At 71.0% G+C, this 12,191-nt stretch carries 13 protein-coding genes; 4 read left to right on the forward strand and 9 right to left on the reverse strand.

Annotation, left to right across the window (positions count from 1 at the left end; all coding sequences use genetic code 11):
- The first annotated feature begins 90 nt into the window (after positions 1 to 90).
- Positions 91 to 765 carry a potassium channel family protein gene (locus tag E2F48_RS15270; protein ID WP_133404807.1) on the forward strand — a complete coding sequence of 225 codons (675 nt, stop codon included), beginning with the start codon at positions 91 to 93 and terminating at the stop codon, positions 763 to 765.
- A complete protein-coding gene (locus E2F48_RS15275) occupies positions 762 to 1,451 on the forward strand; it encodes a potassium channel family protein (protein ID WP_133404808.1) in 690 nt (229 codons plus the stop codon). The genes E2F48_RS15270 and E2F48_RS15275 overlap by 4 nt, the downstream gene beginning before the upstream one ends.
- Before the next feature lie 74 nt (positions 1,452 to 1,525).
- On the opposite strand, the gene E2F48_RS15280 is transcribed toward E2F48_RS15275, so the two are convergent.
- The 4 genes from E2F48_RS15280 to dut form a co-directional block, all read right to left on the reverse strand.
- Positions 1,526 to 2,254, reverse strand: coding sequence for a DUF3159 domain-containing protein (locus E2F48_RS15280; RefSeq protein ID WP_133404809.1), 729 nt, complete (start codon positions 2,252 to 2,254; stop codon positions 1,526 to 1,528).
- Entirely contained in the window at positions 2,255 to 2,575 is a 321-nt protein-coding gene (locus E2F48_RS15285) for a single stranded DNA-binding domain-containing protein (protein ID WP_133404810.1), read from the reverse strand.
- Positions 2,568 to 3,326 (reverse strand): DUF3710 domain-containing protein, encoded by a 759-nt coding sequence (locus E2F48_RS15290; RefSeq protein WP_133404811.1) that lies wholly within the window; start codon positions 3,324 to 3,326, stop codon positions 2,568 to 2,570. The genes E2F48_RS15285 and E2F48_RS15290 overlap by 8 nt, the downstream gene beginning before the upstream one ends.
- A gap of 79 nt (positions 3,327 to 3,405) precedes the next feature.
- Entirely contained in the window at positions 3,406 to 3,900 is a 495-nt protein-coding gene (gene dut / locus E2F48_RS15295; protein WP_281274823.1) for a dUTP diphosphatase, read from the reverse strand.
- Between the two features lie 307 nt (positions 3,901 to 4,207).
- Between dut and E2F48_RS15300 the strand changes: the two genes are divergently transcribed.
- Entirely contained in the window at positions 4,208 to 4,672 is a 465-nt protein-coding gene (locus E2F48_RS15300) for a DUF3093 domain-containing protein (protein WP_133404812.1), read from the forward strand.
- A gap of 6 nt (positions 4,673 to 4,678) precedes the next feature.
- Here E2F48_RS15300 and E2F48_RS15305 read toward each other — a convergent pair whose 3' ends face one another.
- Positions 4,679 to 4,978: a DUF4193 domain-containing protein gene (locus tag E2F48_RS15305; RefSeq protein ID WP_133404813.1), complete on the reverse strand. Its 300-nt coding sequence runs from the start codon at positions 4,976 to 4,978 to the stop codon at positions 4,679 to 4,681.
- Between the two features lie 296 nt (positions 4,979 to 5,274).
- On the opposite strand from E2F48_RS15305, the gene sepH reads away from it, so the two are divergent.
- Complete coding sequence (gene sepH, locus E2F48_RS15310) at positions 5,275 to 6,543, forward strand: septation protein SepH (protein WP_133404814.1); 1,269 nt, start codon at positions 5,275 to 5,277, stop codon at positions 6,541 to 6,543.
- A gap of 119 nt (positions 6,544 to 6,662) precedes the next feature.
- Here sepH and E2F48_RS15315 read toward each other — a convergent pair whose 3' ends face one another.
- The 4 genes from E2F48_RS15315 to E2F48_RS15330 form a co-directional block, all read right to left on the reverse strand.
- A complete protein-coding gene (locus E2F48_RS15315) occupies positions 6,663 to 7,385 on the reverse strand; it encodes a thymidine kinase (RefSeq protein ID WP_133404815.1) in 723 nt (240 codons plus the stop codon).
- On the reverse strand, positions 7,378 to 8,610 hold the full coding sequence (locus E2F48_RS15320; protein WP_133404816.1) for an alkaline phosphatase family protein: 1,233 nt from the start codon (positions 8,608 to 8,610) through the stop codon (positions 7,378 to 7,380). The genes E2F48_RS15315 and E2F48_RS15320 overlap by 8 nt, the downstream gene beginning before the upstream one ends.
- A 7-nt stretch (positions 8,611 to 8,617) precedes the next feature.
- Positions 8,618 to 9,295 (reverse strand): DUF5998 family protein, encoded by a 678-nt coding sequence (locus E2F48_RS15325; RefSeq protein WP_133404817.1) that lies wholly within the window; start codon positions 9,293 to 9,295, stop codon positions 8,618 to 8,620.
- A gap of 64 nt (positions 9,296 to 9,359) precedes the next feature.
- Positions 9,360 to 12,107: a bifunctional acetate--CoA ligase family protein/GNAT family N-acetyltransferase gene (locus tag E2F48_RS15330; protein WP_133404818.1), complete on the reverse strand. Its 2,748-nt coding sequence runs from the start codon at positions 12,105 to 12,107 to the stop codon at positions 9,360 to 9,362.
- Positions 12,108 to 12,191 lie beyond the last annotated feature (84 nt).

Below are 12,191 nucleotides of genomic sequence, written 5' to 3' on the forward strand. Positions count from 1 at the left end.
GCCTCCGGACGAGATCCGGACAACGACCGGATTGAGCCGGTAAGCAGCCCGGAATGCCACCGGGCGCAGCAGGAGACAGGGGTGCCCTCGATGGCTCATTTTGTGATCATGGGATGCGGCCGAGTGGGGGTCAGCCTCGCCCACACCCTCGACGAATCGGGCCACAGCGTGGCCATCATCGACCAGGACGACCGGGCGTTCCGGCGCCTGCGGTCCTCCTTCGGCGGCCGGAAGGTCACCGGGGTCGGGTTCGACCGGGACACCCTCAAGCACGCCGACATCGAGAACGCCTACGCCTTCGCGGCGGTCTCCAGCGGAGACAACTCGAACATCCTGGCGACCCGGGTGGCCCGCGAAACCTTCCACGTCCGCCATGTGGTGGCCCGGATCTACGACCCGGGACGGGCCGAGATCTACCAGCGGCTGGGCATCCCCACGGTGGCGGCCGTGCGCTGGAGCGCCGACCAGGTGCTGCGCCGGATCCTGCCGGAGCAGAGCATCGACGGGGATTACCGGGAAACCTCGGGGCGCCTGATCCTGGGCGAACTCTCCCTCAACGACGCCTGGCTGGGCCGTCCGCTCAAAGACATCGAGGCCGCCGGCGGGGTGCGCATCGCCTACCTGACGCGGTTCGGCGAGGGAGTGCTGCCCACGGATGAGACCAGCTACCAGCAGGGCGACATCGTGCACGCCATGATGAAGACAACCGCGACCGATGAAATAGGGCGGATTCTCGCGAGTCCACCCAAGGAGAATGCCGAATGAGAGTTGTCATTGCCGGAGCAGGGAGCGTCGGGTCCTCGATCGCGCGCGAACTGCTGTCAAACAACCATGAGATCCTCCTCATCGACGAAAAGCCCGAGGTGATCGGGCGCAGCGGACTCAAGGGCGCCAAATGGCTCATCGGGGACGCCTGCGAGCTGACGACCCTCAAGGACGCGCGACTCGACGAGGCCGACGTCGTCGTCTCCGCCACCGGGGACGACAAGGTCAACCTCGTGGTGTCGCTGCTGGCCAAGAGCGAATTCGGGGTGGGCCGCACCGTGGGCCGGGTGAACAACCCGAAGAACGACTGGATGTTCGACGATTCCTGGGGCGTTGACGTCGCAGTGAACACGCCGCGCCTGATGACCGCGCTCGTCGAGGAGGCGGTGGAGATCGGCGACCTGGTGCGCCTGCTCACGCTGCAGACCGGGGTCTCCTCGATCCTCGAGTTCACGGTGCCCCAGGATTCCCCCCTGATCGGGCAGCCCCTGAGCTCGGTCGAGCTCCCGCTCGACTGCGCGGTGGTGGCGATCCTGCGCGACGACGTGCCCGTCACCCCGAGCCCCGACGACACCGTTGAGGAGGGCGACGAACTGTTCTTCCTGGCGGCGGTGGCGGCGGAGAACGACCTGCGGAGCGCCCTGGCGGCGCGCAGCCGGCCGGAGGCGGATCAGGCCTCGGCCTGACGGGCGGCACCGGCTCGCGACGTGGGGCGTCCGGGCCTCCCGGCGGCGGTCGACCGGCCGCGGGCCGGGTCCGCCTAGCGGGCGGGGCCGGGCTGCGGGGCGGGGGTGTTCGGTGCGGCCGGCCGGGACACCAGCCACGCCAGCCACAGCCCCAGCGCGTACAGCGGCAGCCCCATCGCGACGCGCAGCGTGCCGAGGGCGGCCACATTGCCGGCCAGGTAGAGCGGCAGCTGGACGGCCAGGCGCAGCGCCAGCACTGAGATGATGATCCAGGTCGCCAGCGAGTAGGCCCTCACGCGCAGCGGGTCCTTCCGCCATTCGGTGCCCTCGGAGCGGATAAAGCCGAACAGGACGCCCGCGATCGGCCAGCGCACGGCGATGGAGAGGGCCATGGCGGCGATGTACGCGGCGTTGATGTAGAAGCCGGGCAGGAAGAAGTCTTCGGCGTTGCCGGTCCGCAGTGCGACGAGGGCGCAGAACGCCACCCCGATGAGCCCCGAGAGGGCCTGGGTGAGGGGCCGGCGGGAGACGAGCCGGACCACCGAGAAGACCGCGGCGGCGGCGAGGGCTGCCACCAGGGACACCATCAGGTCCCGCGTGACCGTGAACAGCACGGTGAACACCAGCCCCGGCACGATGCTCTCGGAGAGTCCCTGCACCCCGCCGACGGAGGACAGAACGTCGATGCTGCCGTGGGCCGTACGCTTCACGCCGGCGCGTGCCGCGTACTGGGAGGCAAGGTCCTCGGGCCGGGGCCGGTCTTGGGCGTCGCCGTGCGGGTTCTGCTTTGGGTTCTGGTTCACTCAGGGCTCCTCGGGCCGTCCAATGATTTCATAGCGCGGGTTGTACACGGTCAGCATGCCCTCGACCTGGCTCGCCATGCCCTCGAAGGCCAGTTCGACACCGGCTTCGATGCCGCGCACTTCCCGCTGGCCCATCCACACGAGGCGCACCCGGGTTCCGGGCAGGGGCCCGGCGTCGACCCTCACGATGGCGGAAAAACGCGGCGGCGCGTTCTTCGGCTGGTAGGTGACGGAATCGATCAGCCCGCGCCCGTGCAACCGCCCGCGGGATCCGCGGGCGTGCCCGCCCGAGGGGGGCAGGGAGCGGCCGGTGTCAGCCAATCTCGGTGATCTCGGGGCCGCGCTCGGGCGCGGTGAGCCCGGGCCGGGCCGGCGTCGGGGGGTTGGGGGTGGGCGACGCGTCCTTGGGCAGGCGCAGCGGCAGGAGTTCGCGCGGGGGAAGCGGGTGGTCCCCGCGGACGACGACGACGTTGCGGAAGAGGGCCTCCACCGGTGCGGCCGCGGCCGCGTTGAGCGCCGCCGGTCCGCCGAAGACGCCGCGCAGGAACCAGCGCGGCCCGTCGACGCCCACGAACCGGGCCACGCGCACGCCGGAGGTTCCGTCGGGCAGCGGGGCGGGCAGCTGGGCGATCAGTTCGGTGCCGAAGGTGCCCTGTCGTTCCTGTACCGTGCCGCCCTGGGAGCCCACCGAGAGGCCGATCTGCTGGCGGATTTCGTCCCAGACGCCCTCGGAACGGGGTGCGGCGAAGGCTTGGAGCTGCAGGGTTGAGCCGCCGAGGTCGAGGGTGACGGCGATGACCCGCTTGGTGCGCTCCTCCACCTCGAGGCGCAGCTGCAGTCCTTCGGCGGCACCGATCTTGAGCGCCCCGAGATCGATGTAGCCCTCGGTTGAGTCCTTTTCGGCCGAATCGAAGGGACCGGATTCACGCCGCTGTGCCTCCGGGGTCGTTTCTGCCGGCTCCTGGGTTTCGGCGGCTTCGGTCTCGGTGCCGCCGGTGTCCGCGGCGTCGGTGCCCTGGGGCTCCGTCGAGCCATCGTCCTGCTTCTTCTTCTTCAGGCGCCCAAAAACCATTTGTGGGTTCCTCTCCTCGATCTGTCGACGTGGTGTTCGGTTCCGGACGGCGAAGCGCCCGGTCTGCTGGTGGGGCGGCTCAGCCGCCGGTGGCGGGGTTGTGTGCCTCCGGCACCGGGGTGAAGCCGCCGGTCGAGCCGAAGCCGCCGGCGCCGCGCACCGATTCGGGCAGTTCCCGGACCTGCACGAAGGACGCCTGCTCGACCCGCTGGATTACGAGCTGCGCCACCCGGTCGCCGCGCGCCAGGTGCACCGTTTCGGACCGGTCGGTATTCAGCAGGATTACCTGGACCTCGCCACGGTAACCGGCATCGATGGTGCCGGGTGCGTTGACGACGGACAGCCCGTGCCGGGCCGCCAGGCCGGAGCGGGGGTGGACGAAGCCGGCGTAGCCGGCGGGCAGGGCGATGGACACCCCGGTGGGCACCAGCCGGCGCTCCCCCGGCGCGAGCGATACGTCGATGCGGCTGCGCAGGTCGGCGCCGGCGTCCCCCGGCCGGGCGTAGGCGGGCGGTTCGAGGGCGTCGTCGAGCATCACGATCTGCACCTGCAGGTCCTGCTGCGGGTCTGGCACGGGCTTCTCCAACCTCTGGTGTGCACCGGTGCCGGCAGCGCCGGCAGCGGTGGGGACGTTCGGTGATCCTCGGCGTTCACTGATTCTGGACTAAGGGTGATTCTTGACTGAATGGTGTTTCTGGCGCTGCGGTGGTCCTGACGGGGGCGCCGCGGGTGGACTCCGCGGCGGGCGGGGCTGGCCGCCACCGTCGGGCTGATCCTCCGCCGCTGCTGCTGCCCCAGCACACCACTTTAGCGCCTCGGGCACGCGGTGAAGGCCCGCCGCCGGGATGAAACCTCTATGCAAAAGGTGTAAGTGTTAGAGCATGTCGAAAGCCGCAGAAGGGTCCGTGCAGGACACCGTCATCTATTCCGAGCGGCTGTGGCCCTCACCCTGGGTCTGGCTGCTGGTGCTCGGCGCCGCCGCGGCGTCGATCGTGACTTTCGCCCCCATCGATGTGCTCGTCGGGTTCGCGGCGGCTGCGGTGATCGCCGTTGTGCTCGTGGTCCTGCTTGTCCTGTCGACCCCGCGGATCGTGGTGACGCCCACGACCCTCACGGTGGGCCGGGCGACGATCGAGCGCCGCTACCTGGGCGCGGTGTCGGCCTACACCGGCGACGAGGCCACCGAGCAGCGGGGAACCGCCCTCAACGGCCTGGCGTACCTGTGCATCCGGGGATGGATCTCCCCCGTGGTCCGGATTGAAGTCACCGACCCAGAGGACCGCACCCCGTACTGGCTCGCGTCCACCCGCAGGCCCGAGCAGTTCGCCGCGGCCCTCGCCCACTGAGCCGGCTCAGCCTTCGCACTCGCTGCAGAACAGCAGACCGTTCTTCTCGCGCGCGATCTGGGAGCGGTGGCGGACCAGGAAGCATGAGGAACAGGTGAATTCGTCGGCCTGCGCGGGCAGGATCTGGACGGTGAGCTCTTCCCCGGAGAGGTCGGCCCCGGGAAGCTCGAAGGAATCGGCGGCTTCGGTCTCGTCCTCGTCGACTACCGGCGACTGCACAGCGGCGGCCGTGGTGCGCAGCTCCTCGATCGGCTCGGCGGCTGTTACATCATCGGTGGTGCTCGACGCGTCGTAGTCGGTCGCCATGGTGGTTCCTTTGCGCTCCGGTCATAGGGGACAGCAGCCGGGCCGGGCCGGAAAGTCCCGGCCCGGACCCGGTGTGTGGGACTTTTCACAGTGCATTCTGCCTCATGGGGGCGGTTCCGGGGCCGCTGCCCGGCGCCCGCCGTGTCGGACGGGGCGAACCGGCGGGTGGGGCGCCGGCGTCCGCATCCTGCCTGCCGCAGGCCAAGAAACTGCGCCACACCACGGGGTGTAGTAGGAATGACGGGCATTCAGTGGCAGAGTTTCGACTAGTAATTACTGTCGGCTGGAGGATTTTAATGCAGGAGCTGCGCCTGGTTGGTGTGGATGGCGATCATCTGCTGTTAAGCGGCGACGGAGGAGCCACGTTTCGTCTGCCGATCGACGAAGCCCTTCGAGCGGCAGCGTCCCGTCAGTCGACGCGGGTCGCTCCTGCCGCCCCGCCCTCACCGACCGGCCGGACCGGCCCATCGACCCACCTGACGCCGCGGGACATCCAGGCCCGCATCCGCAGCGGTGCGACGGCCCAGGGGATCGCCGATGAGTCGGGGCTCGAGCTCTCCCACATCCTGCGGTACGAGGGTCCCGTGCGCGCCGAGCGCGACTACATGGCGTACCTCGCCCAGCGCGTCGAGGTGGCAGCGCCCCTTCCCTCCCACGACGGCTACCGTTCCGCCTTCGGCGACAACCCGGCCCAGCTCGGAGAGATGGTCGCGTTCCGGCTCGAGGCCTACGGGGTCGAAGCCGCAAACATCGAATGGGACTCCTGGCGGCGAACCGACGGCGCCTGGACCGTCGTGGCCCGGTTCGAGCTCCCCGAAAGCTCCGCAGTGAACGTCGGAGAGGAACCGCCCGCGCAGTGGACGTTCAACCCCTCCCGCAAGACGGTGGTGAACGCCAACCGGTGGGCGCAGCTGCTGAGCGAACTGGAGCCGCTCGACGGGCCGCTCCCCAACCGCCGGCTCAGCGCCGTCGCGGACCGCGTGTTCGACTTCGAGGCCGAGAAGGCCGACGAGCCCCCCGCCGAGGCGCACGACGATGCCGACGGCCTGCTCGATGTCCTGCGCTCGCGCCGCGGCCAGCGGCTCGGTGCCGACGAGGACAGCGATGACAACCTTGCCGAGCTGTTGACCAAGGGAAGCATTCCCGCGGCGCATCCCCGCGACAGCTTCGAAGCCGAGGACGGCTCGCTGCCCCCGGGGCTGAGCCTTGCTCCCCCGCCGCGGGAGGGAGAAGAGGACCCCGATCTCCACGCCGACGGCTCGCCCCGGCTCTACCACGGGGTCAGCACCGAGACCCGGGAAATCAGCATTTTTGCCGTGCCGGTCCGCGCCGCCGACGAGGAGGGCGCAGCACCCGCAGACGCTCCCCGGGGCAGGGACACCTCCGGCGCGTCCGGGACGCCCGCCGAGGCAGGCCCGGGCGACCGCCGGGAGCAGTCCGGCGATAAAGGCAGGGACGGCGGTGCCGCGGCCAAGGCCGAGGAACCGGCGGACCGGCGCATCAAGCCCAAGCGATCAAGCGTGCCCAGCTGGGACCAGATCGTCTTCGGCACCAAGGGCGACTGACCGGACCCGACCCGCGCGTACCGGCGGGCGGCAGGGGCTTAAGGGTTCCAGGACCGGGTTCCCACCCGAACCCCTCCGGCTCCGGAGCGCCCGGCAATCCCCGACACCGCTCCGATGCCTTAGAGCGTCGCCGGCTCCGTCTCCGGGGCCGGTTCGAACGGCAGCGGCAGTTCGTTGCCCACCAAGGCGTTCGAGGCGCGTGAGGTCTGCCGGCGCATGTGGTGCCTGCGGCACAACGTCTCGTACTCGGTGACCGGCTCCGCCGCACCGGCGGACCGGGGCATTTCCACCGCGGTATCGGGATCGGCCGCCGCCTCGACGTCGCCGACGACCATCTGGTCCCCCTCGACGACCATGGTGCCGTCCACGATGCGCGCGTTATGGGTTGCTCGCTTCCCGCACCAGCACAGGGCCTCGACCTGGAGTACCTGGATGCGGTCCGCGAGCTCCACGAGCCGCTGGGAACCAGGGAAGAGCCTCGTCTTGAAATCCGAGGTGATGCCGAAGGCGAAGACGTCGATGTCCATGTCGTCGGCGATGCGCGCCAGCTGGTCGATCTGGCCCGCGGTGTAGAACTGGGCTTCGTCGCAGATGAGGTAGTCCACCCGCCCACCCTGCGTGAGCCGGCCGGTCACCTCGCTCCAGAAGTCGGTGTCGGGGTGCACCTCGACGGCGCGCGTCCTCAGCCCGAGGCGGCTGGAGATCATCGACTCGCCGGCCCGGTCATGGGAGCTGAACAGCACGCCCTTCCGGCCGCGGGCGCGGTGATTGTGCTCCATCTGCAGGGCAAGGGTCGACTTTCCGGAGTCCATCGTGCCGCAGAAAAACAGAAGTTCAGCCATGGTTCGGCCTTTCGGGGGTGGGCTTCGCCCCGCGCCGGGCGGGGGCCTTCCGGACGGGTTCAGGCCGGCGCAGCGTGAGCAGCGGCACCTCGCGCTCGGCGCGGGTCATTGACCCGTGCTGGCCGATCACTTCGAGGGCGGAGGCGGAGGTGCGCCGGGTGTCGAAGAGGGCGATCGGCTCGCGGGCGGCCACCAGCAGATCTCCGATCCGTGGCAGCACCGAGGCGTCGACCGTGGGCCCGAACAGGCCGGCCGCCACCGCCTCCCCGCGGGTCAGGATCCAGGCCTGGCGCCCGAAGGCCTCCTGCCAGGCCGCCCGCAGCCGCTCCGGGCCGGCGGCGTCCAGGCCCGGTTCGAAGTAGAGGTGGACCATCCGCGGCTCGCCGGCGGTGTGGGCAATGCCGTCGACGAGGGCGGGCCGGGCGGAGTAGTCGAAGCGCTGGCCCTCGGCGACGTCGACCATCCCGTGGTCGGCGGTCAGCAGCAGCAGGGTGTCCGCCGGCATCTGCCGGGCCAGGGACTTCATGGCCGAGTCGAGGTCCTCAAGCCGGTCCGTCCAGTCCGTTGAGGCGCAGCCGTGGCGGTGTCCGGCCTTGTCCAGGTCGTTGAGGTAGAAGTACATGAGCATGGTGTCGGCGCCGGCGAGCTGCTCGGCGGCGCCACGCACCCGCGCCTGCAGCGTGCCGGCGCCGAGGAAGCTCCCGCCCCGCAGCGCCGCGCGGGTCATGGCGGAATCGGCGAAGCGGGGCTGGCTGACCGTAACGACCGGGACGTCGCGGGCGGCGCGTTCGAACACCGTGGGGTGGGGCTGCCAGGTGACCGGGTCGACGCCGTCGTCCCAGTTGCCGAGCATGTTGACCACCTTGTCCTGCGCGGGGTCGAGCACGTCGTACCCGACCATGCCGTGCAGCCCCGGCGGCAGGCCGGTGCCCAGGCTCGCCAGGGAGGCAGCGGTGGTCGAGGGGAACGCCGACCCGAGGGTGCGCGCGCCCTCAAGGTGCGACCGGAGGAACGGGGCGTGTCCTCCGCGTTTTTTCAGCTGCGACAGCCCGAGTCCGTCGACCATCACCACGCAGACCCGCCGGGAGGGCGGCAGTCCGAGGGCGTTGCCGAACCCCCCGAGCCCGAGGCACGCGGCGGCGCTGGTCAGGACTTCCCCTACGGTGCCGGCGCCGTAGGCCGGCGGCGCAGGGAGAGGTTCGAGGTGCGTCGAAAGGCTCGTCACGGACCCTCTACCGCCCGTGGGGTGCCCGCGTGAACCGTCCGGCGAAGCCGGACTGGCGGCGTCCGGTGCCGTCGGAGGTCAGGACGGCGCCGCTTCCCACGGAGCTGGCGGTGTTCACCTTGCGCAGCGCGCGGGCGAAGGACTTCGCGTTCTGGACCGCCTGCACGCCGTCGGCCTCGGCGCTGACGCGCAGCACGATGTCCTCCTGGGCGATCGTGCCGGTGTAGCCGTGGTCGGCGTCGCACTGCGGGTCCCCGCAGGAGGCCGGGCCCATGTCGAGGCGCTGCCCGCCGGACCAGGCGATTGCCAGGGTCATCTCCCGTGCCGGGTCGGAGGGCTTGTAGTCCTGGGGCTGGGCGTAGAGGTAGCTGAGGACGACGGAGCGGATCTGGCTCACGGGAACCGATTCGGTGGAGATCTGGGCGGTGACCTGCTCACCGGCGTCGTCGAGCTGCTGATCGTCGACGTGCGTGATGACCAGCATGTCCTCGGTGAGGACCAGCACGGTGATGTGGCGGTGCACCTCGGTGCGCTCGAAGTGGGTCTCAAGGTGCACCACATGGGAGAGCGGCTCCCGTCCGTCGAGGGCATCGTGCACCACGTCGGCGACCAGCCGCGGGTAGAAGCCGGCGCGCTCAAGGGACGAATCGAGGTTCCGACGCTGCGGGGAGAGCGAAAGGGTCATGCTCCCAGTTTCCCCTACCCGCCTCCGCTCTGCCTAACCGCCGGAGGTCGGCGGATGAGTCCGGTCAGTCCCGCATCGCCCGGCGGGCGCTGTCGGTGCGCTGCCGCGGGTTGCCGACGTCGATGGTGGCGCTGAGGATCGCCAGGCCCGAGGTGGCCACCAGCACGGGGTTGAATTCGAGCAGGGCGATCTCGGGATGGTTGTCCTTGAGCAGGGCCACCCTCGCCAGGAGGTCCTCGACGGCTGCGGTGTCCGCCGGCGGCAGGCCCTGGTAGCCGAAGAGCCTCCGCGACGCCCGCGGCGCACGGACCAGGTCGGCCACATCGACGGTGGTCAGGGGCGGAACACCGTGCGCCCAGTCGTCGAGCACGTTCACGGCGTCCCCGGCCAGCCCGAAGGACAGCACCGGGCCCAGGAGCGGATCCTCGATTGCGCGCAGGGTGCACGCCTGCCCCGAGGGCGCCATCGGCTGCACCTCCATGCCGAAGCTGCCGAACGGGGCGAGCGCCTTCTCCATCGAGACGATGTTGGCCCGCAGTGCCTCCGCGTCCTCGATACCCAGGCGCACCCCGCCGAGGTCGAGGCGGTGCCTCAGGTGCTCGTCGGTGGTCTTCAACGCCACCGGCCAGCCGAGCCGGTCGGCGGCCTTCACGGCCTCGTCGGCGGAGTCGAACGAAGCCGAGGGCAGCACCGCGATCCCGTAGTGGCCGAGGAGGGCCGCACTCTCCTCGGCGCTCAGCCGCGTCAGGCCGACGCCGCTGACCCGACCGAGGATTCCCTCGAGCTGCTCGGCGGCCGCGTCATCGTCCGTCCCGGGAAGCTCGGCGAACTCACCGTGATCCCGGGCGCGCCAGCGGGTGTAGGCGACGACGGCGCCCAGGGCCGCCACCGCTGCCCCCGGGCTGGCGAAGGCCGGAAGCCCGCGCTGCAGCCCTGCTCCCGCCCGTGCCTCATCCGCCGCCGGAAACGCCGCAACCGCCGGGTCCGCCGGGTCCGCCGGGGAGGCCCCCACGAGGCCGTCGAGCTGCTGCTGCGGGTCGAGCACGCCGGCGAAGGAGGCGACCACGGGCTTGCCCGCGGCCTCCCCGCAGGCCTGAAGGACCGCGGCGATGGTTTCAGCGGGCAGGCCCAGGGCCGGAAGCGTGGTGACGATCGCCGCGTGCACGTCCTCACGCGCCAGCGCCCCGGCCACCGCGGCCTCAAGGGCCAGCAGGGCGGCCGACTGGCCCGCGTCGAGGTCGAGGTCCGCCACGACGGCGGCCACCGCCATCCCCTGGGCGGCCACGGCGTCGGCGAGCACCTTGCCCAGGGCGGCGGAATTCGAGAAGACGGCGATGCCGGGCCCGGCCGGCAGCGGCTGGGAGGCGACGATCGAGGCGACGTCCATCAGCTGCTCGGTGGTTTCCACCCGGATCACCCCCGACTGGCGCAGCATCGCGTCGAGGGCGGCCGGCGGGGCCTGCGTGGTGCGCACCGCGTGCCCGGGCGGCAGCTGCAGGCCCGTCACGGGTGACTTTGCCACGATCACCGGCTTGGTCTGCGCGAGCCGCCGGGCGATGCGGGAGAACTTGCGCGGATTGCCGATCGTCTCAAGGTAGAGCGCCACGGCCGAGGTGGCGCCGTCGTCCTCCCAGTACTGCATGGCGTCATTGCCGGAGACGTCGGCCCGGTTGCCTGCGGAGATGATCGAGGACACCCCGAGCCCCCGGCGGGCCGCGGCCGAGTACAGCAGCACCCCGAGCCCGGCGGACTGGCTGAACAGGGCGAGGCCCCCGCGCCGGGGCAGGGCCGGGGCCATCGAGGCGTTCAGGCGCACCTCGGGGTCGGTGTTGACGATCCCAAGCGAGGCCGGGCCCACCACCCGCATGCCCTGTGCCCGGGCCCGGGCCACGAGGGCACGCTGCCGGGCCAGGCCCTCCGCGCCGTCCTCGGCGTACCCGGAGGTGACCACCAGCAGGCCGCGGACGCCGGCGGCGGCACATTCATCCACCACTCGATCCACCTGGTCCTTCGGCACGGCGATGACGGCCAGGTCCACCGGGCCGGGGACCTCGCGCACCGAGGCATAGGAGACTCCGCCGCCGAGCTCGAAGGCCTCGGGGTTGACCGCGTACACCGTGCCGGCGAACCCACCGTCGGTGATGTGCTCAAGGAGGGCGTGGCCGACGCTCCCCCACCGGCGGCTGGCGCCGATCACCGCGACCGAAGCGGGGCTCATCAGCCCCGCCACGCTGCGGGCCTCCGCCCGGTGTTCACGGGCCTCCATCACCGCGCGGGACTTCCGCGTCGCGTCGATGTCGAAGCGGAGCTCGACGACGCCGTCGTCGAAGTGGCGCTCGACCTCGTAGCCGGCCTCGGCGAAAACGGTGATCATCTTGCGGTTCTCCGGGAGCACCTCGGCGGAGAAGCGCCGGATGCCGTTCTCCCGGGCGGCCGCGGCGAGGTGCTCGAGCAGGATCGAGCCGACCCCGCGGCCCTGGTAGGCGTCTGAAACGTTGAACGCGACCTCCGCCTCGGTGGGGTCGTCCAGCCGGTCGTAGCGGCCGATCCCGATGATGTCCTCGCCCCGGGTGATGACGAACGCCACCCGGTCGTGGTGGTCGACCTCGGTGAAGCGCTTGAGCTCCTTGGCGCTCAGCGTGGCCTTGTAGGTGAAGAACCTCAGGTAGATCGAGTTCTCCGACTGCCGGCCGTGGAAGGCCTGGACGGCGTCCGCATCCGAGGGCGCGATCGGCCGCAGATGGCCCGTCCCGCCGTCGCGCAGCACGACATCGGCTTCCCAATATTCGGGGTAATGTCCGTCGGCCACCATAGACTCAGCGTAGTGGGCAACGTCGGCGCGCGTCTGTAGCGCGTCCGGGCCCGCCAACGAAATGCCCGCAGATCCAAGTTGAGG

This window comes from Arthrobacter crusticola, assembly GCF_004357995.1.
Taxonomy (GTDB): domain Bacteria; phylum Actinomycetota; class Actinomycetes; order Actinomycetales; family Micrococcaceae; genus Arthrobacter_D; species Arthrobacter_D crusticola.

Excerpts from the sequence above, each read along its gene's own strand:
- E2F48_RS15325 (WP_133404817.1), bottom strand. The coding sequence starts at position 9,295 with ATGACCCTTTCGCTCTCCCCGCAGCGTCGGAACCTCGATTCGTCCCTT.
- E2F48_RS15300 (WP_133404812.1), top strand. The coding sequence starts at position 4,208 with ATGTCGAAAGCCGCAGAAGGGTCCGTGCAGGACACCGTCATCTATTCC.
- E2F48_RS15330 (WP_133404818.1), bottom strand. The coding sequence starts at position 12,107 with ATGGTGGCCGACGGACATTACCCCGAATATTGGGAAGCCGATGTCGTG.
- sepH (WP_133404814.1), top strand. The coding sequence starts at position 5,275 with ATGCAGGAGCTGCGCCTGGTTGGTGTGGATGGCGATCATCTGCTGTTA.
- E2F48_RS15290 (WP_133404811.1), bottom strand. The coding sequence starts at position 3,326 with ATGGTTTTTGGGCGCCTGAAGAAGAAGAAGCAGGACGATGGCTCGACG.
- E2F48_RS15305 (WP_133404813.1), bottom strand. The coding sequence starts at position 4,978 with ATGGCGACCGACTACGACGCGTCGAGCACCACCGATGATGTAACAGCC.
- E2F48_RS15275 (WP_133404808.1), top strand. The coding sequence starts at position 762 with ATGAGAGTTGTCATTGCCGGAGCAGGGAGCGTCGGGTCCTCGATCGCG.
- E2F48_RS15270 (WP_133404807.1), top strand. The coding sequence starts at position 91 with ATGGCTCATTTTGTGATCATGGGATGCGGCCGAGTGGGGGTCAGCCTC.
- E2F48_RS15315 (WP_133404815.1), bottom strand. The coding sequence starts at position 7,385 with ATGGCTGAACTTCTGTTTTTCTGCGGCACGATGGACTCCGGAAAGTCG.